This window comes from uncultured Campylobacter sp. (genome assembly GCF_938045595.1).
Classification (GTDB): Bacteria; Campylobacterota; Campylobacteria; order Campylobacterales; family Campylobacteraceae; genus Campylobacter_B.
The window spans coordinates 1-2898 of the sequence record NZ_CALIBB010000047.1 but is presented as its reverse complement, the minus strand read 5'-3'; the positions used below and the strand labels follow the sequence as shown (position 1 = coordinate 2898).

Sequence of the window (2898 nt, the reverse complement as noted above, 5' to 3'; positions counted from 1 at the left end):
AAGGCTCGACAATAAAAGCCTTTTGTGCATTATTTTTCTGCATTTAGGTTTCCTTTTATTGGAATGTGAGCTTCGTTGGCTTAATCAGAGTCGTAATCGAAGTCATCAAGCTCATAACCAAAAATTTGGATTGTTTTTAGAGCTAGCTCTCTGACCTCTATCCAAGATTTATTGTGATAGACTAAATATTCATAATCATCTACGTATAATGATCTATCGTCCTTAAAGTTTTTAAGAATAAGAGACCTAAGCTCTCTTAGCGCATCCCTTTCGTATGGCAAGAAGCAAAATTCAAATTCCTCCAATAGGGCATTAGCGCAAGAATCACATAAAAAATATACCATCTCCTTAGGATTTTCACAATCTTCATCTGTAGCGTGCACAAGATATTTATCTTGATATTCTAAAGAAGCCATTACGCATAGTTTGTACAGAAGCACGCCCTTGCGAAATATATGTTTTCCATCAATTTGCATTTGGGTTTCCTTTTATTGGGATATGGGTTTCGTTGGTTTTCGCTTTTTTAATATTGCCTGCATCATCAAAATACTTATTTTTACCAGCATGAATTCTTAAAACCCATCCGTTATTAGTATTTGCGGTGCTTGGTAAATTCGGATTATTTTCCGGCGCATGTATTCTAACTCTGTCTATCTCTTTTCCATCTACAACTTCTACAAATTTTATTCCTTTACCGTCATTTTGTAGCACTACTTTCCAGTCTTTCGGCGCTCTTGAGAATATCTCAATCAAATGTTCAGATACCAAATTCCAATGAAAGCATTTTATCATTACATTTTGCTTGATACTTTTTGACTTTTTTATAGATAGCCATCCATAATAGATATTTCATAAATGCCATTAAATTTATGTTGTCTTCGAAAAATAAAACTATAGACTCTGCCTCATAAATTTCAAAGTTAAAATAGAATTTATAAATATCTGGTTGATCTAGTATCTTTATAAACTCCTTATTTTCATTTATTTCAATACTACTTTTAGTATCTATGCATAGCTTTTTACTATTTTCAGCGAATCTTATACCGCCAATTAAATTAGGATAAGGATCAAACTCCAAGTATCCAATCGGTCCTTCTAAAATAGTTAGTAAAGTAATCTTGGCAAAATAATAAAGAGCTAAATCCGTACTAAAATTTAAATACGCCCGATTGGAATATTTATTTATTTCGATATTAAGATTATGCGCTTCATTTGACATTAATACATCGTCTATCGTCCATATATTTTCGTCTATGTAAATTTTATCAGATAAGTTCATCTATTCTCCTTTTATAACCCCATCCATACCATACCACTTATATCCTTTTTCCGTAGGGAAAATGTGTAAGTTCTCAATTCGTATATTGGTATTTCTATATGGTTTTCTTATTTCTATATTATAATGGTCTGGAAAGCCATGTGAGTATTTGCCAAAATCCTTGCGTATAATTACAATGCTACCGTCATCTAGCTTACTAACCATTACCTTGTGATCCCCCGGTTTAATTTCTCCCCTCTGTATAATTTTTTCGATAATATTTGAACTATTTTGTCCTTTATTAATAGCCTCTTCGCTTATACGCACTATACTTTTAGCTTCATTTGTTCCCGCACCCTTTACGGTGTTACCAATAATTGCTGTTGAACCCCTTGTTGCTCCTACACCACCAACGGCCTTACCTAAATTTATTTCTGGAAGTACTCTTGCGCTAGGAATGAACATTGCTGACATATCAACGAGCCCACCCTGCATAACTTGATGGAAATTCCAACCCAAATAAAATTGACTACCCGTAGCGCTAAAAAACTTTTGTTCATAACCAAACTCTTCGTAATCATTATAATTTAGAAAGGTTAAGCCGTCGGATTTTTGCCTTAAATACATAAGTCCGTTTAATATATCGCTTTTACTAAAATTCGTTAAGCCTAAATTTATAATACCGTTCATATATGCATCTGTTCCATACGCAGCAGAAAGCAAGAGTAGTCCAGTGGCATCTTTTTTGGTGTAATTTATGCCGCGTTTGGACATTTGTTCTCGAAAATCTTCTACATTATTATGGATGAAATCTTTCTCCGCCTGATGCAACTGCCTATTCGCTCCCTTCTGTTTATCCAGTCTAGAGAATTCTTTATTGTTGCTTGCGTAGTAGTTTTGATTGATACTGCTTGGATTATTTATCTTAGCAGAGCCGTAGCCACTGCCGTATGAGCTAAGAGCATATCCGTAATATCTAGCGACTGCGTTTCCGAAATTCTGTGAATAGGTCGAATGATCATCTTCGTTTTGGAGGAAGTTTATGCCTCTTTGATGATCCATAGCTCTTTGGCTTTCTGTAGCCGAAGTAGCGACTAGATCCTTTGTGCTTTTGTTGTTTTTTATATTGATATAGCTGCGCCCGGTCTGCAAGGAGTAAAAGCCCATTATCTGCTTACCATCTCTACCGGTCTCATCGGTGTAGATGGTCTTTGTTTGATTAGGAATGTAGCCTAAATTTAGCATTACCTGTCTTGTGATGTTTTGCGTTATGGCTTGTTTTTCTTGATCAGAAAGCTCATCGCTTTGTAGCATCCCTCTTAGCTCTGGATTATTTGCTAACTCCTGCCTTACTCCGTTTACTACCATAAAGCCTTTACCGTTTTCGCTAAAAAAGTCCGTAAAGCTAACTCTATCGGTAGTTGCTATTTGGTATATGGCATCGTATATGGTAGAGGCGTCTTCATAATCCCTTTTTATCTCATTCCTTCCCTCCTTACTAAACAACCTCATATCCACGCTTGCATCAACGTTAGAGTTTAGCTTGGTAGAGTATAGCTCTTTGCTTAGCTTGGAGCTATCTCTGTTTAATCTTCTAAGATCGTCTGAGTTGTATAGAGCCTTATTGTTAGGATCGGATT

4 protein-coding genes are annotated in these 2898 nt (G+C 35.6%); all 4 read right to left on the bottom strand.

The window, feature by feature from the left end:
- Window positions 1-80 precede the first annotated feature (80 nt).
- Complete coding sequence (locus Q0340_RS01905; protein ID WP_298081933.1) at window positions 81-476, bottom strand: phytanoyl-CoA dioxygenase; 396 nt, start codon at window positions 474-476, stop codon at window positions 81-83.
- Complete coding sequence (locus tag Q0340_RS01900; RefSeq protein ID WP_298081932.1) at window positions 466-792, bottom strand: polymorphic toxin type 30 domain-containing protein; 327 nt, start codon at window positions 790-792, stop codon at window positions 466-468. Before Q0340_RS01900 ends, Q0340_RS01905 begins: the two co-directional genes overlap by 11 nt.
- The gene (locus tag Q0340_RS01895; RefSeq protein WP_298024861.1) at window positions 758-1279 is read right to left on the bottom strand and encodes a hypothetical protein; all 522 of its coding nucleotides are present in this window, start codon (window positions 1277-1279) and stop codon (window positions 758-760) included. Before Q0340_RS01895 ends, Q0340_RS01900 begins: the two co-directional genes overlap by 35 nt.
- Window positions 1280-2898: hypothetical protein (locus Q0340_RS01890; RefSeq protein ID WP_298081931.1), on the bottom strand; the 1619-nt coding region annotated here is incomplete at its 5' end.

What these genes read in the sequence shown, in the direction of transcription:
- Q0340_RS01900 (WP_298081932.1), bottom strand. Translation starts at nt 792, where the DNA reads ATGATAAAATGCTTTCATTGGAATTTGGTATCTGAACATTTGATTGAG.
- Q0340_RS01895 (WP_298024861.1), bottom strand. Translation starts at nt 1,279, where the DNA reads ATGAACTTATCTGATAAAATTTACATAGACGAAAATATATGGACGATA.
- Q0340_RS01905 (WP_298081933.1), bottom strand. Translation starts at nt 476, where the DNA reads ATGCAAATTGATGGAAAACATATATTTCGCAAGGGCGTGCTTCTGTAC.